Source organism: Flavobacterium granuli (assembly GCF_900129705.1).
In the GTDB taxonomy this organism is placed as follows: Bacteria; Bacteroidota; Bacteroidia; order Flavobacteriales; family Flavobacteriaceae; genus Flavobacterium; species Flavobacterium granuli.
This window is the reverse complement of the sequence record NZ_FQWO01000011.1, coordinates 14059-40162: the sequence shown is the minus strand read 5'-3', so window position 1 is coordinate 40162 and position 26104 is coordinate 14059. Positions and strand designations below refer to the sequence as shown.

Annotated in this window: 27 protein-coding genes; 9 read left to right on the top strand and 18 right to left on the bottom strand. The window is 37.5% G+C overall.

What is annotated here, in order from left to right; all coding sequences use genetic code 11:
• The first annotated feature begins 362 nt into the window (after positions 1-362).
• From BUB25_RS13210 to BUB25_RS13170, 9 genes are all read left to right on the top strand, one after another.
• Entirely contained in the window at positions 363-812 is a 450-nt protein-coding gene (locus tag BUB25_RS13210) for a hypothetical protein (protein ID WP_072945141.1), read from the top strand.
• Positions 813-917: 105 nt separating this feature from the next.
• Positions 918-1709, top strand: a complete 792-nt coding sequence (locus BUB25_RS13205) for a glucose 1-dehydrogenase (protein WP_072945139.1) — start codon at positions 918-920, stop codon at positions 1707-1709.
• A gap of 46 nt (positions 1710-1755) precedes the next feature.
• The gene (locus tag BUB25_RS13200) at positions 1756-2514 is read left to right on the top strand and encodes an SDR family NAD(P)-dependent oxidoreductase (RefSeq protein ID WP_072945137.1); all 759 of its coding nucleotides are present in this window, start codon (positions 1756-1758) and stop codon (positions 2512-2514) included.
• A gap of 10 nt (positions 2515-2524) precedes the next feature.
• On the top strand, positions 2525-3187 hold the full coding sequence (locus BUB25_RS13195; protein WP_106357563.1) for an NADPH-dependent FMN reductase: 663 nt from the start codon (positions 2525-2527) through the stop codon (positions 3185-3187).
• A 110-nt stretch (positions 3188-3297) separates the two neighbouring features.
• Positions 3298-3828, top strand: a complete 531-nt coding sequence (locus tag BUB25_RS13190; protein WP_072945135.1) for a YceI family protein — start codon at positions 3298-3300, stop codon at positions 3826-3828.
• 102 nt (positions 3829-3930) lie between these two features.
• Entirely contained in the window at positions 3931-4959 is a 1029-nt protein-coding gene (locus BUB25_RS13185; protein WP_072945133.1) for an LLM class flavin-dependent oxidoreductase, read from the top strand.
• Positions 4960-5044: 85 nt separating this feature from the next.
• A complete protein-coding gene (locus BUB25_RS13180; protein WP_072945132.1) occupies positions 5045-5929 on the top strand; it encodes a pirin family protein in 885 nt (294 codons plus the stop codon).
• A 4-nt stretch (positions 5930-5933) separates the two neighbouring features.
• Entirely contained in the window at positions 5934-6323 is a 390-nt protein-coding gene (locus BUB25_RS13175; RefSeq protein WP_072945130.1) for an OsmC family protein, read from the top strand.
• Positions 6324-6759: 436 nt separating this feature from the next.
• Entirely contained in the window at positions 6760-7860 is a 1101-nt protein-coding gene (locus tag BUB25_RS13170) for an FUSC family protein (RefSeq protein WP_072945128.1), read from the top strand.
• A 47-nt stretch (positions 7861-7907) separates the two neighbouring features.
• Here BUB25_RS13170 and BUB25_RS13165 read toward each other — a convergent pair whose 3' ends face one another.
• The 18 genes from BUB25_RS13165 to BUB25_RS13080 form a co-directional block, all read right to left on the bottom strand.
• The gene (locus tag BUB25_RS13165) at positions 7908-8564 is read right to left on the bottom strand and encodes an alpha/beta hydrolase (RefSeq protein WP_072945126.1); all 657 of its coding nucleotides are present in this window, start codon (positions 8562-8564) and stop codon (positions 7908-7910) included.
• Between the two features lie 62 nt (positions 8565-8626).
• Positions 8627-9460, bottom strand: coding sequence for a 4,5-DOPA-extradiol-dioxygenase (gene ygiD / locus BUB25_RS13160; protein WP_072945291.1), 834 nt, complete (start codon positions 9458-9460; stop codon positions 8627-8629).
• Between the two features lie 278 nt (positions 9461-9738).
• Positions 9739-10278 (bottom strand): TetR/AcrR family transcriptional regulator, encoded by a 540-nt coding sequence (locus BUB25_RS13155; RefSeq protein ID WP_072945125.1) that lies wholly within the window; start codon positions 10276-10278, stop codon positions 9739-9741.
• Positions 10279-10311: 33 nt separating this feature from the next.
• A complete protein-coding gene (pcaF, locus tag BUB25_RS13150) occupies positions 10312-11523 on the bottom strand; it encodes a 3-oxoadipyl-CoA thiolase (protein ID WP_072945123.1) in 1212 nt (403 codons plus the stop codon).
• A gap of 16 nt (positions 11524-11539) precedes the next feature.
• On the bottom strand, positions 11540-12058 hold the full coding sequence (locus BUB25_RS13145; protein ID WP_072945121.1) for an FUSC family protein: 519 nt from the start codon (positions 12056-12058) through the stop codon (positions 11540-11542).
• A 52-nt stretch (positions 12059-12110) separates the two neighbouring features.
• The gene (locus BUB25_RS13140) at positions 12111-13457 is read right to left on the bottom strand and encodes a 3-oxoacid CoA-transferase (RefSeq protein ID WP_072945119.1); all 1347 of its coding nucleotides are present in this window, start codon (positions 13455-13457) and stop codon (positions 12111-12113) included.
• Between the two features lie 3 nt (positions 13458-13460).
• Positions 13461-14240, bottom strand: a complete 780-nt coding sequence (gene pcaD, locus BUB25_RS13135; RefSeq protein ID WP_072945117.1) for a 3-oxoadipate enol-lactonase — start codon at positions 14238-14240, stop codon at positions 13461-13463.
• A 15-nt stretch (positions 14241-14255) separates the two neighbouring features.
• Positions 14256-15044, bottom strand: a complete 789-nt coding sequence (gene benD, locus BUB25_RS13130) for a benzoate diol dehydrogenase BenD (RefSeq protein ID WP_072945114.1) — start codon at positions 15042-15044, stop codon at positions 14256-14258.
• Positions 15045-15060: 16 nt separating this feature from the next.
• Positions 15061-16080 carry a benzoate 1,2-dioxygenase electron transfer component BenC gene (gene benC / locus BUB25_RS13125; RefSeq protein ID WP_072945112.1) on the bottom strand — a complete coding sequence of 340 codons (1020 nt, stop codon included), beginning with the start codon at positions 16078-16080 and terminating at the stop codon, positions 15061-15063.
• Between the two features lie 11 nt (positions 16081-16091).
• Positions 16092-16577 carry a benzoate 1,2-dioxygenase small subunit gene (gene benB / locus BUB25_RS13120; RefSeq protein ID WP_072945110.1) on the bottom strand — a complete coding sequence of 162 codons (486 nt, stop codon included), beginning with the start codon at positions 16575-16577 and terminating at the stop codon, positions 16092-16094.
• A gap of 1 nt (position 16578) precedes the next feature.
• The gene (locus tag BUB25_RS13115; RefSeq protein ID WP_072945108.1) at positions 16579-17928 is read right to left on the bottom strand and encodes an SRPBCC family protein; all 1350 of its coding nucleotides are present in this window, start codon (positions 17926-17928) and stop codon (positions 16579-16581) included.
• A gap of 151 nt (positions 17929-18079) precedes the next feature.
• On the bottom strand, positions 18080-19006 hold the full coding sequence (gene catA, locus BUB25_RS13110; protein ID WP_072945106.1) for a catechol 1,2-dioxygenase: 927 nt from the start codon (positions 19004-19006) through the stop codon (positions 18080-18082).
• A gap of 50 nt (positions 19007-19056) precedes the next feature.
• Positions 19057-19347, bottom strand: a complete 291-nt coding sequence (catC, locus tag BUB25_RS13105) for a muconolactone Delta-isomerase (RefSeq protein ID WP_072945105.1) — start codon at positions 19345-19347, stop codon at positions 19057-19059.
• 11 nt (positions 19348-19358) lie between these two features.
• The gene (locus BUB25_RS13100) at positions 19359-20480 is read right to left on the bottom strand and encodes a muconate/chloromuconate family cycloisomerase (protein WP_072945103.1); all 1122 of its coding nucleotides are present in this window, start codon (positions 20478-20480) and stop codon (positions 19359-19361) included.
• 348 nt (positions 20481-20828) lie between these two features.
• The gene (locus BUB25_RS13095) at positions 20829-21707 is read right to left on the bottom strand and encodes an AraC family transcriptional regulator (RefSeq protein WP_072945101.1); all 879 of its coding nucleotides are present in this window, start codon (positions 21705-21707) and stop codon (positions 20829-20831) included.
• Positions 21708-21820: 113 nt separating this feature from the next.
• Positions 21821-23206 (bottom strand): MFS transporter, encoded by a 1386-nt coding sequence (locus tag BUB25_RS13090; protein WP_084089605.1) that lies wholly within the window; start codon positions 23204-23206, stop codon positions 21821-21823.
• A 66-nt stretch (positions 23207-23272) separates the two neighbouring features.
• Positions 23273-24583: a DcaP family trimeric outer membrane transporter gene (locus BUB25_RS13085; RefSeq protein ID WP_072945099.1), complete on the bottom strand. Its 1311-nt coding sequence runs from the start codon at positions 24581-24583 to the stop codon at positions 23273-23275.
• A gap of 58 nt (positions 24584-24641) precedes the next feature.
• Positions 24642-26009, bottom strand: a complete 1368-nt coding sequence (locus BUB25_RS13080; RefSeq protein WP_072945097.1) for an MFS transporter — start codon at positions 26007-26009, stop codon at positions 24642-24644.
• Between the last annotated feature and the right edge of the window lie 95 nt (positions 26010-26104).

Sequence of the window (26104 nt, the reverse complement as noted above, 5' to 3'; positions counted from 1 at the left end):
GGCCGACTATCCAAAACGAAGTTCAATTTAAGATTGATAAACTATTGGAAATGTTGCTGCCAATACATTAGCAGACTTGCTCAAATCCGCAGTGGCTGAAGCAGTATCTGTCTGAAGGACAGCAACAATTGGAATAAAAAATCTGTTATCGAGTTAAGCAACTTTTACAGCAAAAAAATATTAAATATAAAAATTCACAAAAAATATCGTTATCTTTATCCATATACAAAATAACAGCTTTTATTACAAAGATCATTGATTTGTACTGAGGAATATCCGCAAAGCCTGACAAAACTAAGCTGTATTTTAAGTTTTCCGAAGAGACCAATTTATTGAAATTCTATTTCCTTAGCTGAGCGAAGATGATACAAGCTTTATACATTTTTCAATTGACAGAAAAAGAAGCGAAAAAAATAGCTGCTTCCACAAATGAGCTTCATCAGCATGATTTTCAAAAGCTAATCATCGGAATAAAAGGTAGAATAGAACATTTTATTGATTTCGCTACCACAGAATTTGAGGCTCCTTTTATAAGCTTTGTTGCCCAAGAAAAAGTACATCGCTTAATTCCCAAATTGAAAAACGGTCACTACAAATGGCGTGGGTTGCTTTTCAAGAGTGAAAGTAACCCAGAAACAATTTTTCAGCTTTACTCCTTCTATCACAACCAAGCGAATAGTATCACGCAAAGCTTATTTCTTAATTTAACAACAATTTTTCCTAAAACTGTTACCATTGCTCTTTCTAATAAAAGAATCTTTATGCCAACAACTAAATTAATGCTTAATCCATATCAAAAATCAAAAAAGTAATTAAAACCATTAAAATAACAGACGGAAAAATAACCCACAAATATTTATGCTGTATCAATCGTTTATGAAACAAATTGGACTGGCACAATAATTAAATTTAACAATATGAAAAATTTAGAAAATAAAGTCGTTATCATCACAGGTGCGGCTATGGGTCTTGGTTTGGCAACCGCAAAAGAATTGGCTTCACGAGGAGCAAATCTTACACTTGTAGATTATAATGAAAATAGTTTAGAAGAAGCCAAAAAGGAAATCAACAGTCAATATCCTGCCGTTAAAATCATCACAGTTGTGGCGGATGTTTCCAATGAAGATGCCGTAAAAAATTATGTCGATGAAACCGTAAAAGCATTTGGTCGCATTGATGGTTTATACAACAATGCCGGAATCGAGGGAAAACAAGCCGGAATAACTGAATATGATGTCGCTATTTTCAAAAAAGTGATTGACATTAACCTAATGGGCGTTTACTATGGGTTGCGTTATGTTATTCCGGTGATGCAAAAACAAAACTACGGACGCATTGTAAATGTTGCCTCTGTAGGCGGTATCCGTGGAGTTTTAAACCAGATGCCTTATGTAGCCAGTAAACATGCGGTTTCGGGAATGACAAAAAATGCAGCGCTTGAATACGGACGCTACGGAATCAATACCAACGCGATTGCGCCGGGAGCGATCCTTACTCCTATGGTTGCTGAAGCCTTTAAGCAGGTAAACCCAGCCGATCCTAAAGCAGCAGAAACAGAATATGCCCAGCGTAACCCCACCAAACGACTGGGATTGCCGCACGAAATTGCTAAAGTAGTCGCCTTTCTATTAAGTGAGGATGCGTCTTATGTGAACGGACAAACCATTGCCATTGATGGCGGAGAATCGAATATTTATGGAAATGTGTAAGTCGCGGACTTATTCTTAATTTAAATAATTTAAAACAAAAGTAAAAATGAACAGATTAGAAAACAAAGTCGCTATTATTACAGGAGCAGCTGGTGGTATGGGAGCAGTAGAAGCAAAAATGTTTGCAAAAGAAGGCGCAAAAGTACTCATCACGGATGTGCAGGAAGAAAAACTAAAAGGCGTTGTTGCAGAAATAATAGCTGATGGTGGTATAGCCGATTACATGGTTCATGATGTGTCATCGGAAGAGAGTTGGAAAGAGGTTGCACAAAAAGCGGAAGCGACATTTGGTAAAATTGATGTGTTGGTCAATAATGCCGGTATTCTTGGAAACGTAATGAGCCCTTTGGAAGATAGAACCGTAGAAGAATTTAACAAGGTAATTGCAGTTAATCTTTTAGGTCAGTTTATAGGCGTTAAAACCGTTGTACCTTATATGCGAAAACTTGGCGGTGGTTCCATTATTAACATCTCTTCTGTTGGTGGTATTACCGGTTCATCCAATGGTACGGCTTACACGGCATCAAAAGGCGGTTCCAGAATTTACACCAAAGGGGCGGCGGTAGAATTGGCGAAAGACAATATCCGTGTCAATTCTGTTCATCCGGGCTATGTAGCTTCACCGATGACCAAAGACATGAAAGGAGCACAAGATTTTGAGAATGGTGCACTTTCAATAACACCTATGGGAAGAGGCGCAAAATTAGAAGAAATTGCTTATGGAGTTTTATTTTTGGCTACTGATGAATCTTCTTTTATGACGGGCTCTGAATTAATCATTGATGGCGGACTTACTGCTTTATAAAAAAGAACTAATGAACGAACAACAAAAAACCGGTAAAATGGATCCGATACGCATTCTTGTTTTTTCCGCATCCTTACGAAAGGATTCGCTGAATACAAAATTGGCAAAATTGGCGATCAAAGTTATAGAGAAAAATGGCGGAAAAGTTGACTTTGCCAGCATGAGTGAGTTTGATTGTCCTTCTTTTAATCAGGATTTAGAAGTAAATGATTTCCATCCTGCAGGAGCGATAGCATTTCGCCAACGCATTTTGGAAAGTGATGCCTTCATTATCGCTTCTCCAGAATATAACGGCTCTATGCCCGGCATTTTGAAAAACTCCATAGATTGGGTTTCACGATTTCGTCCGCAACCTTTCAATGAGCGTCATGCCTTACTAATGTCGGCTTCTCCATCCATGGGCGGCGGCAATCATGGGCTTTGGTCCCTGAGAACCCCTTTGGTAAAACTTGGAACGGATGTTTTCTCCGCTATGTTTTCATTGGCAACAGCTCACACTGCTTTTACTGCCGAAGGCACTATTGCCGATGAGACATTAACGAAACGATTTGAAAGTAATATTGTTGCTTTCATGCAACTGGTAGAAGCGGCAAAACATTATCCGTCTATGAAAAAAGCCTGGGTTGAATTTTTGGGAGAGAAAACTGATCCTGCTACTGAACGGGTAGAATAAAATTGTAATAAGTCAACTTCACAGCGTAGGTAAACACTTAATTCTGCTGCACATGAAAAAAATAAAATAGAATTTTCATAAAAAAACAATAATCTTAAAATAAAACAACAATGGCAAAATCAACATGGGCAATTGACCCAACACATTCCGAAATAGGTTTTAAAGTAAAGCACATGATGTTTACCAATGTATCCGGTAAATTCAATGCTGTCGAGGCAACTATTGAAAATGAAGACGATAAATTTGAAACTTCAAAAATTAATTTTTCTGCCGAAGTACATTCAGTAGATACAAATAATCAAGACCGCGACAATCATTTGAAGAGTGGCGATTTTTTTGATGTGGAAAAATTTCCAAAATTATCGTTTGTATCGACAGGCATTCATAAAGTAAATGACGGTGAATACAAAATCAGTGGCGACCTGACCATTAAAGACGTAACCAAGAATGTAACTTTAGCGACAGAATACAGCGGAGCGATGAAAGACCCTTGGGGCAATACAAAAGTTGGGCTTTCCATAAACGGAAACATCAACCGCAAGGATTTTGGATTAACCTGGAATTCGGCACTTGAAACAGGAGGTGTTTTAGTTGGAGAAGATGTAAAATTGGTTGCTGAAATTCAATTCGTAAAACAATAATTCCGCAACTGTATTTTAACCATAAAATGTATCAAAGCCCTTCGTGGGCTTTCATACATTATTTACAGAATATAATGTAATACATCAATAACTTGGATTATCATGGAAATAGGAATTGACAGTTTTGCCTCTGCCCTATACGGAGATAAAAATGCTTTAAGCAGCGTGGATGCAATGGAGCAATTGCTCCAAAGAATTGAATTTGCTGATCAGGTTGGACTTGATGTTTTTGGTATCGGAGAACATCACAAAAAAGAATATTTAGATTCTGCGACGGCGGTTATCCTAAGCGCTGCAGCAAGTAGAACAAAGAAAATACGATTAACGAGCGCCGTAACAGTTTTAAGTGCTGCTGATCCTGTACGGGTTTATCAAAGTTTTGCGACTTTGGATCTTATTTCAAAAGGTCGGGCGGAAATTGTCGTGGGTCGCGGATCTTCTATTGAAGCCTATCCCCTTTTCGGTTTTAAACTCGAAGACTATGATAAATTGTTTAAAGAAAAATTGGATTTACTGCTTCAGGTTCGAGATAACGAATATGTAACTTGGTCCGGAGCATTTCGCCCGGCTTTGAATAATCTTCCTGTTTATCCTCGTTCTTTCCAAAAAAAATTACCCGTGTGGCTAGGCGTTGGAGGCACTCCCGAATCCTTTATCAGAGCTGGAACACTGGGTCTGCCTCTGATGGTAGCCATCATTGGCGGTGAAACGCATCGCTTTCGTCCATTGATTGATTTATACCGCGAGGCGGGCAAAGAAGCCGGTTTCAAACCCGAAGAACTCAAAGTTGGCCTTCATTCTCCCGGATATGTTGGCAGTACCAATGAAACTGCGATAGCCGATTATTATCCCGGTTATGCCGAAGTTTGGACAAAGTTAGGAAGAGAGCGTGGATGGCCTGCAGTAACTAGACCACAATTTGAAAATCTTATAGCCCCCAAAGGCGTTTTGGTTATTGGTGGTCCTGAGCAGGTGGCCGAAAAAATCCTGAGACATAGTGAAGCCTTGGGAGGAGTTTCCCGATTTACTTTTCAAATGGATAATGCCGGTCTTACGCATTCACAATTAATGAATTCAATAGAATTAATTGGAACTAAAGTGATACCAATGATAAGAAAAGCATTGCTTTAAAAAAAGCATAATTATAAATCCATTTTAATAATTGAGTTACAATTTAGAAGGTATAATAATAACAGACCAAAAATAATACAATACTATGTCAAATATCAACCTCATAATAGAAGAAAGAGCCGCCAGCATTGGTAAATTTATGGTAGGTCGCTTGCTGCCATTCCGGCAAAAAAGGATGGTTGGCCCTTTTATTTACATCGACCACATGGGTCCTGTTAAATTGAATGAAAGAGAGAATTTCGATGTACTACCTCATCCGCATATTGGACTTTCGACACTTACCTTTTTATTTGAAGGCAGTATTATGCACCGGGATACGCTGGGCAATGCGGTCGAAATAAAGCCCGGAGCGGTCAACTGGATGACGGCGGGAAAAGGGATTGTGCATTCTGAACGCACACCGGAATACCTGCGCCATTCTGATAAAACGATGCATGGCCTGCAAATTTGGGTAGCCTTGCCAAAAGAATTGGAACAAATGGAGCCGGAATTCTTTCATATTGATGCAGACAAAATTCCTCAATGGTCGCAGGATCAGTTACAATTTAAATTAATAGCAGGAAGCGCCTTTGGGCATCAATCTCCGGTTCCCGTGTTCAGCAAACTTTTTATGATAGAGATAAAAAGCACGAGCAGGCAAAAAGTAACTATTGGTCATGAATTATATGGCGAAGCAGGCTTGTATATATTGGAAGGTAGTATTGAGAGTGACGGAAACCGTTACCTGCCCAAACAATTATTGGTAGCCAAAGAAAGCAGCTTATGCGAATTTATCATAGAAGCCAACAGTACTGTCTACATTTTTGGAGGCGAACCATTTGCAGAAGAACGTTTTATCGACTGGAACTTTGTGGCTTCAGATATGCATCTTATCAACAATGCCAAACAAAAATGGAAAGATCAGGCATTTGACAAAATTAAAGGAGACGAACTTGAATTTGTACCCTATCCAGAAATGACCAAAAAATAAAAAAATGATAAAAGTTACAGCCAACAACGGTAAAGAAAATTATTTGATAGGCATACAAACGCCTACGGGAAATAGTGTAATGGCGGATGAACCAAAAGAAAAAGGTGGTCAGGACAAAGGGTTCTCGCCAAAAGAATTGCTGGTTTCTGCATTGGCGGCCTGCACCAATGCCACAGTACGGATGTATTGCGACCGCAAAGGCTGGAACCTCAAAAATGTACAGATCGAAATTGAACTGATTGAAGAGGATGGAAAAACCATTTTTAAAAGGAAACTTCAATTTGAAGGCAACTTAGATGAAGGTCAGCGACAAAGACTGTTTAATGTGGCCAATGTATGCCCTGTACATAAAATACTGACACATGATATTACAGTTGATACAGCATTGCTTTAATAATATATTCGGCAGTTTAAGCACTATTTTAAATGCAAAAATTCCAAAATTATAAATCAAACCTTTTAAACCTAGCGATCATGAAAACAAGAGTAATCGGACTGCAAATACTGTGTTATTCAGTAGTGCTTTTGGCAAGCCTAAATTTGTCAGCACAAAAAAAAAGACGGTTTAACCGGAGCAGAATATGTCGATCAATCTTTGTATAAAAATCGTGAAATACTAGCCGATATTTATGGCACTCCGGATCCAAACCTTGAAAAAACCTTAGTGCAGGTCAAAGGCAATTTGAAGAACAAACAAAACTAATCGAAAATCGATTTCCAATTATAATCACAATACTAAAAGGACTAGGACAAATTATGTTGCAAGAAAGTGTGCTTAACCACCACATCCATAGATTTGAAACCGCCTAAAATAAGTAGACTAAAGTGTTATGAATGAACCAATTAACAAAAAAGAATTTCTGAAACAGGAATTAAAGGAGGTATTTAAGCTTAAACCAAACAACAGGCATTGGTCTATTCCTGTTTTAGCCTCCTTATGTGTGGGCATTCCTATGTTTGTTGGGTATGTTATGAATGCTTTTTCGTCGGCACTCACGGTCAGTTTAGCGGGTTTGGTAATTCTTTATATGCCAACAAATTCCAATTTTGTGGGTAGAATGGCAAAGTTGCTCATCTGTTCTTTTGGTTTTTTGATTTCATTTGGTATTGGAATTATATTTAGTTTTAACCCCATTATTTCTTGTATAGTGTTTGGGATTTTTAGTACTATAATTCATTGGTTATCATTATGGTTAAAAATGAACCCACCGGGCAATTTCTTTTTCATCATGTTAGCTGCCCTGGCAAGTGGCATTCCTTTTAATTTAGAAAAAATTCCCGAAAAAATTGGGTTAATAGCCATAGGAACAATTTTCGCCTGTTTTCTTGCATTGACTTATAGTTTAATTACGAGAAAACCTGATATTATAAAAGAAACTTCGGGTATGCTCAAGAAAGTTCATTTCAAAAAAGATGCGGATTATGCCGAATCTTTCATCATAGGATTTTTTATGTTTATCTCTTTACTGATTGGTCATTTGTATGAATTTAACAAGCCTTATTGGATACCAATTTCATGTTTGGCTGTCATGCAGGGCGCAACCGCGCATCATATTTGGAGAAGAGGGTTTTATAGAGTTTTAGGAACTGTATTGGGAATGGGATTGTGTTGGATAATTTTGTCTACTTTAAAAGATCCTTTAGGAATATGTATTGCTATTGTCATTCTTCAATTTATTATAGAATCGACCGTAACAAGAAATTACGCGCTGGCAGTAGTTTTTATTACCCCTTTGACAATCCTGTTAGCTGAAGCAGCCAATCCATTAGCGCAAAGCCCAACAGAACTGATAACAAGTCGTTTAATTGATGTTTTAATAGGAAGTTTGATTGGTGCCCTTGGAGGATGGTTTGTATATCATGAAAAGACGAGACACTATGTTGTCAAAAAAATTAGAATAACAAGGTTAGCTTTCAAAAAAAAGAAATAAAAATACTGTCAGTGTCTATTTTTTTATGAGTGTTATCTTTAGTTTTCTTATTTCAACCATGTATTCACATCTGCCAGCATTTCCCTGCTAATAGTATGACTTTCTGAATACTCATGAAATTCAGGATGAATTCCTTTAGTTTTCAAGTATTCTACCGCGTCATAGGCATATTGAACTTGTAAAACATTATCCTGTTTGCCATGTGAAACATACACTTTTAACTTGGCTAAACGTTCATTACTGGCAATCAATGGTTTTACTTCGGGCAATAATCTTCCGCTCATCACAGCAATACCGGCAATTTTTTCCGGTTCGGTTAAGGCTGTACTGTAACTCATAATGCCGCCTTGGCTGAATCCCATCATATAGACGTTTTTCGCATCAAACTTTTCTTTGTGTTTCAATTCATCAAGAAACTGAATAATTGATTTTCGGGCAGCTTCTGCTTCTTTCTCATTAATAATTGGTCGACCGGTAGAAAAATCAACACGAAACCAAGCATAGCTATTTGATCCAAGGGTTAAAGGTCCTCTCACCGATACTACAAGAAATTTTTCGGGTAAAGAATTGGCAAACGAAAACAAATTTTGTTCATTACCGCCCACACCATGCAACAGTAAAAGTAAGGGTGGATTTTCCGTTTTTATTTTAGGGGGCCGCACCAAATAATGTAATGATGGTTCTGTATTTTGTGTTGTTATCATAAAACTTGTTATTAAAATGGTGAGTGGCAAAAAAAGTGTGATATACCAATATCTATTTTTGATCATCTTTTATCTAATTTTATGGAAAGCATATTAAGGGAACCTGCTACAATAGAATCGTTATAAAAAACGGGGTGTTCATCTTTTTCTTGTAAAGCCAATGCGTAAATCATGGGTAAATAATGTTCCGGAGTTGGAATGCCAAGAAGCATTTCCTTACCTTGTTTATCAAAATGAATTAATGAATGATGATCTCCTTTAAGGATGAAATCTTTAATTTTTTCATTTGCAATTGTTGCCCATTCGAAGGCATAACCGGGAGTTGATATTTTATCCCATGCAGCAGTACCTAAGTTATGCACCGAATTGCCACTTCCGATTATTAAAACGCCCTTTCTTCGCAACGATGCAAGTTCTTTGGCTAAAGCATAATGATAGGATGCTGGTTGCGTATAATCAATACTCATCTGTATAACAGGTATATCCGCTTTTGGATATAAAAACTTAACCACTGACCAAGTCCCATGATCAAGTCCCCAATCATTATCTAATCCTACAGTAACGGAGTTAATAGTGTTTTTTATTTCATTCGCTAAAATTGGACTTCCTGGTGCTGGATATTGGACATCAAATAATGCTTTTGGAAATCCGCCAAAATCATGAATTGTTTTTGGTTTTTCCATAGCAGTAACATAAGTGCCTTTTGTTTCCCAATGAGCAGAAATACAAAGTATTGCATTTGGTTTCGGCAATGTTTTTCCAATGGTTTCAAAGCCTTTTGTAAAAATATTGTTGTCTATGGCATTCATCGGGCTACCATGCCCCAAGAACAAAACAGGCATTCTTTCAGTAGGCTCAAATTTTTGAGAAATAGAATATAAAGAATTCAGTTTCATTGCTGCCACACCTAAAGGCAATAGTGCCATAGTTTGTAAAAATTTTTTCCTTTCCATTTTTAAAAATTAACCTTACCTGATTTTAAAGCAATAAAAGTATAAATTAGGTAGGACGTATTATCGTAATATAATTATTGATCTCTTATTTTTTCTCCGATAAGTAAATTTATATTTTCAATCTATAATCGGCAACGGTATGATAAACAATTTTATCGCCTTCAAATACAAAAGTGTCCGTTCTTTTAACTGACAATTAATACAGCTGCTACTCTATTTTTTTATTGATGTAGATTGTATTTCTGCTTTGTCAGTTGTATTAAGGAATCAATATGAGCAGTTTCACAGTCATTTACGGCAATGCACTTCCACAAGCCATCGATAATAAACAATACTATTTCTGCTTCTAAAACTGGCTCTTCATATCCCAATTCTGCAAAAGCTTTTACAATAAATTCATAACTGGATTTCATAAACAGCTGATGATTCATCATTGCCATCGCGTTAAGTGGCGTAATTTTATACTGCATCTGCCAAAAGCTCTTATTTGACAACACGAGTAGTTTTGGTAAATCCAGCAAATTTGAAAGATAATTTTCAGCTGTTTGATATTCCAAATGTTCAGCAACTAACTTTGTTGCTTCCCTGTATCCGGATTTAACGATTTCTTCGATTAGGTTGTCTTTACTTTTGAAGTGTTTAAAAATAAGAGCTTCAGACACATTGGCTTCTATCGCAATAGATTTCGTTGAAGCAGCAGAGGTTCCCACCGCTGTAAAAATCGTTATGGCAGCATCCAATATGTCTTGTTTCTTACTCATTTTTAAAATCTATACTATAGACAATTAAATTACTTAATCTACTTTTTCTAAAATAACAGCATATCCCTGTCCCACACCAACACACATCGTAGCTAAAGCATATTTTACATTTTTCTTGTGAAGTTCCAGCGCAGCAGAATACGTTATTCTTGTGCCCGACATACCTAATGGATGTCCCAAAGCTATAGCGCCGCCATTCGGGTTTATTCTTGGGTCGTCATCTTTAAGCCCTAACGCTCTTGTGCACGCTAATGCCTGAGCCGCAAAGGCTTCATTAAACTCCATAACACCAATATCATCCAACGTAAGTCCTGCTTTTTGGAGTGCTTTCTGTGTTGCCGTAACCGGACCAATTCCCATAATTCGAGGTTCAACTCCTGTTACTGCCGAACTTACAATTCTGGCCAAAGGTTTCAATCCGTATTTTTCGACAGCTTCTCCAGATGCCACATATACTACTGCAGCTCCGTCATTTAAGCCCGAAGCGTTTCCGGCCGTTACCGTACCGTCTTTTTTAAAGGCTGGTTTCAGTTTTGAAAGCGATTCCAACGTAGAATTCTCTCTAACAAATTCATCTTTTTCAAAAACTAGTGGGTCTCCTTTGCGCTGCGGAATAACAACTGGAAGAATTTCTTCTGCCAATCGTCCATTTCTGGTTGCAGCTGCAGCTTTTAATTGGGATGCCAAAGAAAATTTATCCTGATCTTCTCTCGAAATACCATACAAATCCACCAGATTTTCAGCGGTAATTCCCATAGGATCTACGCCGTACATTTCTTTCATTTTTGGGTTTACAAAACGCCATCCAAAAGAAGAATCTTCCATTTTAGAATCGGTTCCATAAGCTTTTGATGCTTTTGAAATCACCAATGGACCATGCGTCATGTGCTCTACTCCACCGGCAATAAATAGATCGCCATCTCCAGCTTTAATAGCTCTTGAGGCTCCAATAATTGCAGACATTCCTGATGCACACAATCTATTTACTGTTTCTCCGGGAACCGTAACAGGCAATCCCGCCAGCAATGAGGCCATTCGCGCTACATTGCGATTGTCTTCTCCGGCTTGATTGTGACAGCCTAAGATGACATCATCAATGGCATCGGTTGGAATATTTGGATTTTTATTTACTAATGCTTCAATGACCATTGCAGCCAAATCATCTGCTCTGACAGCCGAAAGTGTTCCTCCAAAACTTCCTATCGGAGTTCTGATTCCATCAATTATATAGGCTTCTGTATTCATTTTTATGACTTTTAAATTATAATTTTTCTTGCGGAAGGTTTGCTTTTTTTCTCCAATAATTAATTACTGCTGATGTAATAATGGTAATCGATAATCCGATGAAACATCCTGTAGTTACTGATATAAACCGTTCTATCGCTCCTATCCATGACATTTGCGTCTGTTCATGAATCAATACAATGATGAGTGCCACAATTGCGGTTCGCGCCACATTCATCAGGTTAAATAAATAACAAGTAACTATGGAAAGTATAATACCCAACAATAGCATATAGACATTTGGCGCATGAATAAAATAACAAAGCAATCCTATTCCGGAACCAATTAGGTTCGATTTAAACCGTTCAATAGACAAACGTCGTGCATCTTTTGCTTCGGGAGAAATCACCAAAATAATAGAAAGTAACGTCCAATACAACTCATATTCGGGAAAACTCAGATACAATTGATAGCCGATTAAAAACCCAACGATGCATTTGAAACCATAAATAATTAAATCAGATCCAATACTGTATCGTATTAATTTGTTTATCATTCGATTAGGATTAAAATTAAAAAGCTAAGATAATTCTATTCTACCCTTCTTTTTATGCTAATTGTTCTACGAATTTTGCTTCTGTTTTTTCCCGAACTTCTTCTAAAGTTGCTCCAGGCATTAATTCAATCAATGTCAGTTTATTGTCAATATATTTGAAAACGGCCAATTCTGTAATTACCATATCAACAGAACCTAAAGTCGTTAAAGGCAAGGTACAAGTAGGTACAATTTTAGAACTTCCGTCTCTGTTGTTGTGATTCATGGTAATAATCAGCGTTTTTGCACCTGAAGCCAAATCCATTGCTCCACCAACTCCTAACAAAGGTTGTCCCGGAACTGCCCAATTCGCCAGATTGGCATGCTCATCTACTTCTAAACCGCCCATTACCGCAATATCAACATGTTTTCCACGAATCATGGCAAAAGATTCGGCACTGTCAAAATAACTGCTTCCTGCTAATGCGGTAACTGGAATTTTTCCCGCATTTACCGGATAATCCATTGCTCCGCCACCATCAGCAGGTTCCGGACCGACGCCCAACATTCCGTTTTCGGTATGCAAAATAACACCGTGTTCTGGAGTTATTAAATCAGCAACTAAGGTTGGAATTCCGATTCCTAAATTGACTACATCGCCTTTTTTCAATTCCTGCAAAGCACGTTTCGCCATATTCATGCGGTCTTCGCTCACTTTTTTTCCTTTACTCACCGATGCCGATGAACCTAAATCTTCTAAAGTAAGTGTGGCCTGAACCAGATAATCAATAAAACATCCCGGTGTGTGAATATAATTAGGATCTAAAGTGCCTTCCGGTACAATTTCCTCTACCTCAGCAATAACCAAATCAGCGGCTGTTGCCATAGCGCGATTGAAATTTTGTTCCGTCATACGGTAAATTAAATTTCCTGCTGTATCCGCTTTCCAAGCTCTGATAAAAGCTACGTTTCCGCGAATTCCTTTTACAAAAACCTGTTCGACTCCATCAATTATTTTAGTTTCTTTCCCTGCTGCAATAGGAGTTCCTGCAGCAGTTGGCGTATAAAAACCTCCGATTCCAGCTCCTCCGGCTCGTAAGGCTTCCGCCAAAGTTCCTTGCGGTATCAACTCATATTCTACAATTCCATCCTGAGCCGCTTTCACTGCTTCGGGATTACTGGTAAAAAAAGAACCAATCATTTTTTTTAACTGTCCGTTTCGCAACAAACGTCCGCCACCAATTCCCGCTTCGCCCACATTATTTCCAATAAAAGTGATGTTTTTAGTTTGGGTTTTCGACAAAGCATCCATTAAATGTACCGGATTTCCTGTCATACCAAAACCTCCTTGCAATAGAGTATCTCCATCTTTTACAAATGCTGCGGCTTGTTCGGTTGTTATTTGTGGAACTGTTTTCATAATTTAATTTTTAATAAATTCAATAAGTAATTTTGTAAAATCATCCGCTTTTTCAATGTTTGAAATATGAGCCGTTTTTAAGGCAGCTAATAACGAATTTGGAATTTTCCCCATCAGAAAACCACCGTCTTTTATGGTTGTAACGGCATCTTCTGTGCCTGAAATAATTAAGGTTGGTACCGAAATTTTTGAAACTTCTGCTGTAAAATCAGCATCACGAACGGCGGCACAACAAGAAATGTATCCTGCTAATGGCGTTTGTACAAACTTGACCAATACGGCATCAACCTCATCTTTATTTTCAGCAACAAATTCTGGCGTAAACCAGCGCTCTTGGGTACCTGAAACGATACTGTCCAAACCATTTTTCTGAACGGCCTCAATTCGGGAATTCCAGCCTTCAGCGTTTCCTATTTTTACGGCAGTATTACAAAGTATCAGTTTGTTCAAGCGTTCCGGCGCATGAATTCCTAGCCATTGTCCGGTTAACCCGCCAATAGACAATCCGCAGAAATTTACTTTCTGGATTTTTAGATAATCCAATAAATCCAATACATCCTTCCCCAGCATTTCAATGGAATATTCTCCTGCGGGAACTTCGCTCTTTCCATGACCACGCGTGTCATAACGAAGAATATTGAATTCTGCACCAAGTAATTCTACTTGTTTATCCCACATTGTCAAATCAGTTCCCAATGAATTAGAAAAAAGGATAGTTTGTTCCTTTTTGAAATCATCAAATACATAATTCAATGTTGTATGCTGCAATTTTATTTTTGACATTATTTCATTTTTTTATTAACCCAAATCGCCTCCGGCAACTGGAATTGTAACTCCTGTGATATAAGAAGCTTCATCAGACGCCAGAAAAAGTATGGCCGAAGTTTGTTCTTCAATCGTTCCGTAGCGTTTCATTAAACTCGATTTGGTAGTTTGATCCGCCACTTCTTGTCTCCATATTTTTTCCTGTTCTGAATCAGGGGTTTCATTGCGGGGAATCAAGCGTTCCGGAGCTTCGGTTCCTCCTGGTGCAACCGCATTTATTCGAATATTTTTTTCAGCATATTCAAAAGCCATAGCAGCCGTGAGGGCATTGACTCCACCTTTTGCAGCAGCATAAGGAACACGATTGATTCCTCTGGTTGCCACCGAAGAAACATTCACAATTACCCCTGCTTTTTGTTCCAACATTATCGGAAGAACGGCACGACAGCCCCATAAAGTTGGGAAAAGCGAACGTCGAATTTCTTTTTCTATTTGATCTTCTTCATAGGTTGCAAAAGGTTTCATCCAGATGGTTCCCCCTACATTGTTAATCAAAATATCTATTCTGCCAAACTTGGCAACGGCTTGTTCCACTACCGACTGGAAGCCTGAAAATTGCTCCAAATCGGCAATAACTGCGAGCGCTTTATTTTTTTGGTCTTCACTCAATTGCGAAGCTATCTCATTTACTATTGGAGAACGGTCAATTAATACCACCGAAGCCCCTTCGGCTAAAAGTTGCAGGGCAACGGTTTTTCCTATTCCTTGAGCGGCACCGGTAACAAGGACCACTTTTCCTGAAAATCTATTGGGGTGAATCATTTTTAGTATTTAAAAATTATGCTTTTACATTTTCCTGACCCGTTGGAACAAATTTTTCCATGTAAAAATTAACATGTTGAATGGCCTCTTTGTCAAGCGTCGTTTTTACCGCCTCCACCATCGCATTTGGTCCACAGATATAAATATCGTAGGCTTTATCGCCAAGAAGTTCTTTGTTAATCCATTGGGTAACGAATCCTTTATCGTGTCCTTCGGCTTGTTCGTCAGAAGTACAAGTAAATATTTGCAATGGCATAATTTCACTAAACGCCTTCAAACGTTCCAATTCCACCACATTCTCGGCTGTCGTAGCTCCGTAAAATAAATGAATAGGTGTCGTATTATTTTCTGCTTTTAGTTTTTCAAGCATCGCCATAAAAGGAGCAATACCTGTACCACCGGCAATAAAAATTAAATCACGTTGCACCTCTCTTAAATAAAAGCTACCCAAAGGAGTTACTATGTTTAGTTCTCCACCTACCTTTGCTTCTTCTTTTAAATAATTACTCATCAATCCTCCAGGAACTAATTTTATTAAAAACTCCCCTTCAGCTGCATCAGGTTTTGAACTGTATGAATACGATCTGGTATGTGAAGTTCCCGGAACCTCAATATTTACATATTGTCCCGGAAGAAATTGAAAAGAACTCCCGTCAGCAGCAGCTAATTTTAATTGGTAGATTTCTGAAGACAATCGATTCAATTCCTTAATTTCGGTAGTGATGGCCGTAGATTTAACTTTACAAGCAGCAGAACTCGCCAAAATATCAACCACAAGGTCTGATTTTGGTCTCACCTGACAAGCAAGTGCAAAACCTTCCGCTGCTTCTTCATCTGATAAGGCTTCTTCGATGTAGTCTCCTGCATCGAAAGTTCCTGATCTCATTTTACATTTACAAGTACCACAAGCGCCATCAGCGCAATCTAACGGAATGTTTATCCCAACTCGATATGCAGTTTCTGCTACCGTTTCATTGGGTAAACTATCTATAAATCGGGTAAGTCCGTCCTCAAAGTTTAATGCTATTTTTGCCATTACTTTTTGTATTAAATATGATATATGTCAAGCACTTGTCGAATGTAATCGTTCTTAAGGATGACTTTTTTATTAGTGATTAAAAATGAATCTCCCACTTTTTTCAAAGTATAGAAGGAAGTACCAAAAAACTGATCCAATTTATTGTATCGGAAACTCAATGTATTCCAGTTAAAACGTATTTTAACTTCATCATTGTTTTCTTCCAAAATTTCTAGATTGGTGCAATTATGACTTGTTCTGGTGTCCGGTAAAGTAGCGCTTGAACGTTCGGTTCTGATTCTGAAAACACGGTCTTCCAAACCATTCCTATTTGGATAATAAATCAACGAAATCTCGGTTTGGTAATTTGTGGTTAAATTATCCTCATCATCCCATGATGGCATCCAAAACGTTACTTTTTCATCGTATAACTGAAGCCATTCGTCCCATTGTTTGTCGTCTAAATGTCTCGCTTCCTGATAAACAAATGCCTGTATTTTATCGTAATTCGTCATCTTACAAATTGTTTTCTAGATTAATCAATTCCTCACTATCCAAGGCTTTTTTCAAAGTTTCTGCCCAATACTGGTGTTGCATCAGGAACAATCCTTCGTCTTCGGTTCTGATTCCGCTTAATTTTGGATTGATTCCCATGGCGGTAGCATGTTCGTCTGGACCATAAACCCAATGTTCCGCACCACGGCTCACATCGTTCCAAGGCATTTCGTTTGATAAATAACTTTCCTGACAAGACCTGAATTCTTCCAAATCATCAGGAGTTCCCATTCCGGTTACATTAAAGAAATCTTCGTATTGGCGAATACGCAACGCACGGTCTTCAGCAGCTTCGTTTTTGGGTGCAAAACAATAAATAGTCACTTCTGTTTTATCGACAGAGATTGGTCGAACCACACGAATTTGAGTCGAAAACTGATCCATCAAATACACATTTGGATAAAGAGCCAAGTTGCGTGTTTCGTTTATAATAAAATTGGTTTTTTCTTCACCAAGTGTAGCATTCAAGCGATTCAATTGGCTGTAAAGCGGACGTACTTCCGGATTCAGCATTTTGGTCCAAAGCAGCATGTGACCATTTTCAAAACCATAAACACCACCTACACTTTTTGACCAACCGTTTGGATCTACCGCTTGCACGCCATCTTCTTTACGGTTCCCCATCGTAGCCACATAGTTCCAATGTACAGAACTTACGTGGTAACCATCAGCACCATTTTCCATCTGCATTTTCCAATTGGCATCATAGGTATACGTAGAAGCACCTCGTACTACTTCCAATCCAAATTCAGCCTGATCTACCATTTGATCGATAATCTTTTTGGTGTCACCTAGATAATCTTCCAATGAAGACGAATCTGGATTTAGGCTACCAAATAAAAATCCTTTGTACGATTCAAATTTGGCTATTTTTTTCAAATCATGAGAACCTTCCGTATTGAACTGTTCTGGATATCCAGCGCCTTTTCCGTCTTTTACTTTTAGTAATTTCCCCGAATTATTAAAAGTCCAACCGTGAAAAGGACAGGTATAGGTTGATTTATTCCCTTTTTTATAGCGACAAAGCTGTGCTCCTCTATGGCTGCATGCATTGATAAAAGCATTCAATTCGCCTTCTTTATTTCGTGAAATAAAGATAGATTGTCTGCCAATATGGGTCGTGAAATAATCGTTCAATTCTGTAATCTGACTTTCGTGCGCCAAATACACCCAATTCTTTTCGAAAATATATTTCATTTCCAATTCGAACAACTCCGGATTGGTAAAGGATTCTCTGTTATGACGATAAAGACCTTTTGCAACATCATGTTGAAGCAGGCTTTCTACATATTCTTTATTTAATTTTTCCATTTGTGTTGTTGTTTAGTAGTCATAACCGATCCGCTCCGGAGTTATTTTCGAAAAAATCAATCATGAGAATAATTAAAAAATCGATTTGATTTATTCCTTCTCATGAAGATTCTTCAGATTCGAAAAATGGTAATAGACCTTTCTTTTTACATTATGCTATAGATTCTGCTCTCAATCGCTCTACTTCTGCATCGTGAATTCCTTCCACTTCTTTGTGCAAAGTGAAGTCGAAATCGATTGAGGAAAATGGCTTGTCTAATCCTTTTTCTTTGATTTTTTCTGCATCAGTAATCACCGTAAGATCCGGAACCAAACCTTCACGGGTTGCGAAAGCAAAATCATCCCATAAGTAAGGATCTCCTTCAAAGTTTATTTGTGTTGTTAATTTTCTGAAGCCTGGCGCTGATACAAAGAAATGAACGTGAGACGGACGATTTCCGTGACGACCAATGGCGCTTAAAAGTAATTCTGTTGATCCACCAGGAGGAACCGCATATCCGGAAGGAAGGATACTGCGGAATTGATAGTTTCCGTTTTCATCCGTTTCTATCGTTCTGCGCAAATTGAAATCACTTTGTGATTGGTCAAAATAAGAATAATTCCCTTTTAAATTAGCATGCCATACCTCTACAATTGCATTTGGAATTGGATGGTTATTATCATCCAAAACTTTTCCCTGCATGAAGAAAATTTCCCCTTGTTCTTCTTCAGTTCCGTCATCCAAACGTGCAAAACCTTTTGATACTGGTGCGCCTGCAACATAAAGTGGTCCTTCAATCGTTCTTGGTGTTCCACCGGTCATTCCTGCTTTTTCTTCTTCCTCATCCATACGCAAGTCTAAGAAATGTTCTAATCCTAAACCTGCCGCGATTAAACCATATTCTCCATTTTGACCCGCTTGTGTTAAGAAATTTACTGCTGTCCAAACTTCATCCGGTTGGATATCTAAATCTTCGATGGTGTAAAACAAATCGCGCAGGATTCTGTTTACAATTGCTTTTGTTCTTTCGCTTCCAGCTTCTATTTTTTCAGTACTTTCAATTTTTTGAAGTAATCCGTCTATTTGTGCTCTAGTCATGATATTGATTTTTTAAATTTATTATAGTTTTTTTTGATTGTTTAAAAGGCTTACAATTCTCCTTCTTTAATCGAAGAATAGTGTTTGCATAATGATTTGACTTCGATTTCCATAAAAGGAAAAAGGGGTAAATTGCTCAGAATCTCATGAAGTTCAGCCGGACTTTCTACATTGAAAATACTGATGTTCGAATACTTCCCGACTATTCTCCAAATGTCAACCCATTTTCCGCTGCGTTGCAAATCTTGGGACATTGCTTTTTCTTTTGCTTTTAATTCGTTTACAAAATTCACATCTAAATCATGTGGAATTTTTACGGTCATTTCTACGTGGAATAACATAATGCTAATTTTTATTTACGTTTATATTCGTTGAGTTTTTCTAAATCTAATTCCAAGCCTAAACCCGGACCTTGTGGAATTTTCATCGAAGCATTCGAAAATTCTACTTTGGTTTTTACAATGTCATCCGTTAATAATAATGGACCGAAAAGTTCCGTTCCCCATGACATTGTTTTCAACGTGCTAAAAGCATGCGCCGAAGCCACTGAACCAATTGTTCCTTCTAATAAGGTACCGCCATACAAACTGATATCGGCAGCTTCTGCAATCGCGGCCACTTTTAAAACATTATGTAATCCACCTGATTTTCCAATTTTTAAAGCAAAAACATCGCCTCCTCTTATTTTGGCCAATTTGTAAGCATCGGTACTATCATTCAACGCTTCATCTGCCATGATCGGCACGGTAAACATTTTGGTCAAACGAGCCAAGCCTTCAAAATTTTCTTTAACTATAGGCTGTTCAATCAAATCAATTCCTGCTTCCTGAAGTTTAGCAATACTTATTTTTGCGGTACTTTCGTCCCAAGCCTGATTCACATCCACTGTTACTTTTGCTCGGTCTCCCAACGCTTTTTTGATAGCGGCAACGTGAGCAATTGAAATTTCCGGCGCTTGCCATCCTATTTTTAATTTGAAAGTAGTGTGTCTTCCAATAGCCAAAAGATGTTCGGCTTCTTCAATATCCTGTTGTGTATTTCCACTAGCCAATGTCCATAAAACGGGTAAAGTTTCAGAAATTGCACCTCCTAATAAAGTTCCAATAGAGACACCCAATCGTTTTCCATGCGCATCAAGAAGCGCTGTTTCAATTCCTGATTTTGCGATTCGATTGCCTTTAATGTTTTTTTCAATCCAAAACATGGCTTTGTGAATATTGGTCGCATCCTGACCCACTAATAAAGGAGCAAAATAAGTATCAATGTTGAGCTTCATACTTTCCGGGGATTCCTCTCCGTAACTCAATCCACCAATGGTTGTTGCTTCTCCAATTCCTTCCATTCCATCACTGCAAAACAAACGAATGATAACCATTGTTTGTTTTTTCATCACGGTCATCGAGAGGTGATGTGGGCGAATTGTTGGCAAATCCACCAGAATGGCTTCAATTTTTTCAATAGTAGGATTATTCATTTCTTAGTATCTAAATTTATTTGATTTCAACAGAAGTGAGTACTTACTCATAAATAATTGAGCACTCACTTACTATTTGATTATCACAAATTTATAGCTAAAAGCCAGGTTGAAAATTGGATTAATTTGTTATTAATGAGACAAATCAAACAAATAGACAAAAACATAACTATTTGTTTATAATAGCTTTAAATAGAAAAAACGAATAAAAAAGACCTGATTTCCTTTAAAAAGTAGGACAAATAATGTTTTCTGTAGTAAAATTGCAAATGAGATTGTGAAAAAGACCTAATTCATAAGAAACTATCTCATTTTCATAATTGAATAACTAAAAGACAAATGCAGTGATTACTTGCGGCCTAATTGATTTCTGAACTCTTTGGGAGTGAGCTCGGTCCTTTTCTTAAACAAACGCGTAAAATAAGCGGGATCTTCAATATCTAATTCATAGGAGATTTCGGCAATTGACATATCAAAATTGCGCAGATAAATTTTAGCTTCATCAATAAAAAAATCAATAACAATGTCTTTTGGCGATAAGCCGGAAACATCCTTACAAATTCGGTTGAGATGTCCACTTGAGATATTTAAGCGGCTAGCATAGTCTTCAATGCTTATTTTAAAAGATTTTTGTTCCTTAATTAATTGAACAAAGCGTCGGTAATATATTTTATTCTTGTTATCGGAAAGATGAACAGCGGATGAAGTAACAAATATTCGATACAAACGCAACAACATCATTCCAACCAAATACTGTAAAGCGTGTTGCTTACCCGGTAATTCAGAATAATATTCGTCGATGCATTTACGAATCGTTGTCAAAGCATCATTAATTAATTTATCCTCTTCATCGAGTTTTGAAATATGAATTTCGTCTATCGTATTGATAATATCCGTATCGAATTTTAACATATTTTCCAATGACTTATCATAAAGTGAGATAACCCATCCTTTAGTATCCGCATTCATGCGTAAACCATGACCGATATTTTTTGGAATAGAAAAAAAAGAAAGGCTTTCCACAATTTGACTTTCGCCATTAATTATTAATTCCAAAGAGCCGCTTTCGACCACAAAAATTTGAAAAAGATCAGTGTGTACATGAGGTTTTATATACCATTCATGGCGTTTGCCGGTTATCTCCATAGGCGTAATATGAATAATATCCCTAACCATATCGATAGAGTTATCACCATAAATCCCCTTAAAAAATAATTTATTTCCCATGCATTATTCTAACTCAAAAACAATTTAGAAAGCTTCCAAAGATACTACAAATACAACTATATCGTTTGAGCGATTTTTGTATTTTTCAGATAAAAGAAAATTTTTGTGTTATTCTAAGACGGATTGGTTGTATTCAATTTTGAAAGTTGGTATAAAAACAGTGCCACAAAAACCAAATAAACAATCGCCATACTCATCGCAATGCTATAGCCATCTAAACCTTGTTTCAAACTATAAAAAAACAGGCTGCCAATAATACTGATTCCAAAAGCGGATGAAAATTGTTGCACGGTAGAATATACACCGCCCGCCAATGCGGCATAATCTGTTGGAATTTTTTTAAGCGCATAATTTAAAATCGATGGTAAAAGTGTTCCCTGTCCTAACCCATACAACAAAAGAAACCAAGGAATGTAATTCACATTTGCCGGATCTGCAAGAGTAAAAACCTGTAAAACCAAAGAAACAATCATTAAAAAACAGCCTATAATCAATAATTTGATTCCATATTTATGCAATAATTTTAAAGCAATAAATGAAGACAATAAAAAACCAATGCCATTAAAAGTAAAATATTGGCTGGCAACATAAGGATCCAAATGCAATGTGTTTTGGAACTGAACCGCACATATTAATAAATAAGAATTGTGTGCTCCGAAAAAAAATAAGGCAACAAGCAAAACCAAATTGAAACTTTTTATTTTAAAAAGATTCGTGTTCATCAAAGGACTGCTTTGCTGTTGGGTTTTTCTTTTTTGGTTCTTCCAAAATACATACAATAGAATCCCGGATAAAAATAACAAAAGCAATACTAAAATTGACAGTCCTTGCTCTGGCACTAAAGTGAGTCCGTAAATTAAACTTCCCAAAGCTATGGTTAATAGTAGTACACCAAGCATGTCAAACTTAGCTCCTCTATGCAGTGTTGTTTCCTGCAAAAAGAAAAAAGAAAGAACAACAGTCACTAAACCAAACGGAACATTGATTAAGAATATTAAACGCCAACTTTCCTCGATATAATGGTGCGCCACAAAATAACCTCCTAAAAATTGTCCCAAAATTGATGCAATACCCAAGGTAATTCCGAAAAAACCAAAGGCCAAGTTTCGTTCTTTGGCTTCTCGAAAAGTAAGTTGTATTATTGTTAAGGTTTGGGGAATCATAAAGGCCGCAGCGACGCCCTGAAAAAATCTGAAAAATATCAATTGCAAAATGGTTCCGGCACAACCACATAAAGCAGAAGTAATTGTGAACGAAAGCATCCCAATTATGAATATTTTCTTTCGACCAAAAAAATCTCCGGCTCTTCCTCCGGTTACTAAGAAAACACAATATCCCAACAGATAAGAACTGATCACTAATTCTGTGTTGCTGTCTGATGTCAAATACTGTTGCTTGATTTCCGGCAAAGCCATATTCACAATATACACATCGATTACAGAAAGTAATGGCGCTACCAGTACAATAATTAAAGACAGCCATTTATTGGTTTCTTTCATAATGATAACAAAAAAAGCGTTGGCTGCAATTCGTTCTGAATCACAGCCAACGCATTAAAAAAAAAATTAAAATTTTAGCACTGTGGCAAATACTACCCTCCAAGTTCCTACTAAATTCAGATTGCTTACGGCTCTTCCGCTGTTATCCGCGTTCCCCCATTCGGCAGCCGAATATTCGGCTTCCAAACCAAATTTCAGGTTTTTAATTGGCACTTCAATTCGCGGTGCCAATCGATAAATATAGTTAATGGTTCTGTTCGTTGCATTTCCTGAAGCCGCAATACCTCCTACGGCATTTGAAAATCCATAAGCCACTGCTTTCCCCGAAATCGGATTATTGGCACCGTCATTTTGGCTAAAGCCAGCAAAGAATCCGGGAATTATTTTTTTAGTTTTTCCGGTTAAATCAATCCAGAAAGACTGTGTCGCCATTGTCGAATAGGTTTCTAAACCCGGACCTGAAGTGGGTGTATATCCTACATAGCCTCCAAGCATAATGAAGGATGTTGCGTTTTCGCCATACATCGCTTCTGCTTTTATTGTCATTGGCTTGGTTTCAAAACGACCAAAGGCCATAACCGAAACACTGTTGACTCTTTCGTTAGAGAAATCATTGGTCAATCCAGAAGCTGTTTTAGGTCGAATTTGCTCAAAGTGACTTGCCAAACCTACCAAAACATCTTTGTTTTTATAATTTAGCTGAACATGTCCCGAAGGAAGTGAGCTGTTTCTGTATGGAGCCGTATTCGAAGTAAAATCCCTTTGTGAAACGGCTGCTATCATAAGATTAAAATTCGCATCTAACTTTTGGGTAAAACGAATCTGAGGATTTCTGTTGTACGGCATATAAGGTGCGCCTCCACTGAAGTTTACTACTCCAGGAAACATTTCCGGAATGGTTAGCGGATGCCAAAATTGACCAATTCCCAACTGGGTTTTCTTCCAATCAAGGGTAATCCAAGCATGTCTCAAACGAAATTCATTGATTCCTCCTTCTGCATTACCAAAAAAATCACCTTCAAGGAATCCAGCAGTTTTTGCCCCTAAAACATCGGGTGCATTTACTTTGACACCGACTCTTGATAATACATTCAGCATTTGAAACTTGGAAGCAGAATTTCTGTCTTTCCCATTGGCATCAAAGTCAACATCTTTTCCCCAAAGTACCACTGCCGCTTCTCTTACATCAACAGTCTGACGGGAATCAAATATGGCATCATGTCGAATAAAACCCGAGAACTTGATATCAAAAAGGGATTCTTTTTTTTCTTGCGCGACAGCAACAATACTATCCTTTTTTTTAATGGTTTCCTGAGCGTTAACTAACATTGTAAATAGTAACAAACCCGATAGTTCAATTATTTTTTTAAACTTCATTTTTTATAATTTTATGTTCTATAAACCCTTAATAATTCGGGGCTAGGCTTTGTGTAAACTATCCGTTTTTCAAAATAATTGTTTCCAGACCATCTATTTGCTGTTGTTGTACTTGTGCTTTTTTCTCCTGGCCGTGCTTTACACTAATAAAACAAACGGCCAAAGCGCCTATGGCGCCTGGAATAGCAAATGCCACAAAATTGAATTGAAAAGGCAATTCTAAACCCATCAAAGCTCCACCTAAAATGGGTCCAAGTATAGCCCCTAATCTACCTATTCCTGATGCCCATCCAATACCGGAAGATCTAATGTTTATAGGGTAAAACTGCGCAACATAGGTATAACATAATATTTGTGTGCCAATAGTGGTTGCTCCAGCAATAGCGATTAAAATATACAATACCATCGTTGAGCTTTTAAAACCAAGTAAACTCAAAGAGATAGCAGCGACGGCAAAAAATGAAATCAGTACTGTTTTTAAATTAAATCGATCACCAAGCCAGCCCCCGCCTATGGCTCCTACTATGGCTCCAATATTTAAAACCAATAAAAAAGTAAGACTGGAACCTAACTCATAACCTGCTTTAGTCATTAATTTGGGCAACCAGGAATTTAGTCCATAAACCATCAAAAGACAGGTAAAAAAAGCGATCCAGAACATAATTGTACTTAGCGTTCTGTTATGCTTAAAAAGTTGGTTGATACTGGCTCCGGCAGCTTTTGCTTCTCCAGGATCTAGAACATCGACTGCGGTAGGAACATACGTTGGTTCAATTAGTGAAAGTATTTTTTTGGCCTCATCGGTTCTATTTTGTTTCGCTAAAAACCCAACAGAATCCGGTAAGAATTTAATAATTAAAGGCAATAAAAGTATCGGTACTAATCCAACATAAAATACGGATTGCCAACCAAAATTTGGGATTAAGAAAATTCCCAATCCGGCAGAAAGCATTCCTCCTACAGAATAACCGCTAAACATCAATGTCACTAAAGTACTTCTGACTTTTTTGGGAGCATATTCCGTCATTAAAGCCACAGCATTAGGCATTACACCGCCAATTCCAAGTCCTGCAAGAAAACGCAAAATTCCAAATTGTAAAGGAGTTTCTGCAAATCCATTGATAAAAGTAAATCCGCTGAATAAGAAAATACAAATAATAATGGCTTTTTTTCGGCCAATACGATCGGAAAGCGTTCCAAATATTAATGCCCCAAACATCATCCCAAAGAGTGCGTAACTCCCCAAAGTACCGGCTTCTAAGGGTGTCAAATTCCATTTTTCCATCAATACAGGCAAAACTACCCCGTAAATGACCAAGTCATAACCATCAAAAATAATGATTAGTGCACACCAGAATATCACCGTCCAATGGAATCGGTTCAGTTTTGCGTTGTCTATCAAATTATGAATATCTATTTTTTGCATAATTTTTCGTTTGTTAGTTAAAATTTAATGGTTATTGGTTAATAGGTATTGCAGGCTGTTATATGGTTGAGCCCGTTTTTGACAAATTTCTCCAT